1 protein-coding gene is annotated in these 987 nt (G+C 70.1%); it reads right to left on the reverse strand.

Annotated elements, in window-relative coordinates; genetic code table 11:
- Positions 1–44: 44 nt before the first annotated feature.
- Positions 45–812: an IclR family transcriptional regulator gene (locus CEY15_RS17825; protein WP_095719507.1), complete on the reverse strand. Its 768-nt coding sequence runs from the start codon at positions 810–812 to the stop codon at positions 45–47.
- Positions 813–987 lie beyond the last annotated feature (175 nt).

Raw genomic sequence — 987 nt, forward strand, 5'->3', positions numbered from 1 at the left:
CGGACACCCACTTTGTTCAGCAGTCTCCTAGAGCCGCCGCCCCGCTACTCGTCCTCGGCCGTGGCCATCGCGCGACTGGCGGCAGCTGCAACCCTGGTGACGAGCGGCTCCAGTCGCGCGAGTGACGATCTGTCTGCTGCGCTCGCGGACAGCGCTGCTATCGCACGGGTGCCGCTGGTGCCGCCCTCGTCGTCGTCGAACACGGGGGCGGCCACACAGTAGAGGCCGGGTGTCAGCTCGGCGCGGTCCACCGCCCGCCGGCGGCGCCGGATCTCCGCGAGCTCCATCGCGAGCGAGTCCGGCGAGGTGAGGGTGGTGTCAGTCCATGCGACCAGCGGGCCCTGGGAAACCCGCTCGGCGGCCGCGTCGTCGAACGCCAGCATGGCCTTGCCCACACCCGTGCAGTAGGCCGGCAGTCCTCCGCCGATCCGGGACGGGGACGGGATCGGTCGCGGACCGTGCAGCTTGTTGAGGTACACCACCTCGTCGCCGTGCAGCGTGGCCAGGTGCACCGTCGCCCGTGTCGCCTCGAAGAGGTGCGCGAGGAACGGGGTCAGGACACGGCGGGTTCGTTCGTACGCCGGGGAGGCGGGGATCGGGTCCAGCTCGTGCACCAGCGGTCCCAGCCTGTAGCGCTGGCCGATCCGGGTCACCGCGTCGTTTCGTTCGAGCGCGCCCAGGAGCCGGAGGGTCGTGGACTTGGCCAAGCCGGCCTCGCGGGAGATCTCGCTCAGCGTCAATCCGGTCCCCGCGGCCGTCACCCGCAGCACGTCGAAGGCGCGGTCGACGGGGGAGGCGGGCGGTTCGTTCATGCGGTGAGTGTAGCGCGGGGGGCCGACATGGCAGGTCGAAAGAATCGAACACTTGCGCGAATGTGCGCCTACGAGTAGGCTCGAACAGAGATTCGAGTACCGTGGCGACCAAGGTGGGTGGTTCCGATGATGACGACGACGAGTTCGGCGGCGTTCGGGGCGCTGCGCGCCGTGC

Origin of the sequence: Dietzia natronolimnaea, from assembly GCF_002289575.1 — a bacterium.
In the GTDB taxonomy this organism is placed as follows: Bacteria; Actinomycetota; Actinomycetes; order Mycobacteriales; family Mycobacteriaceae; genus Dietzia; species Dietzia natronolimnaea_A.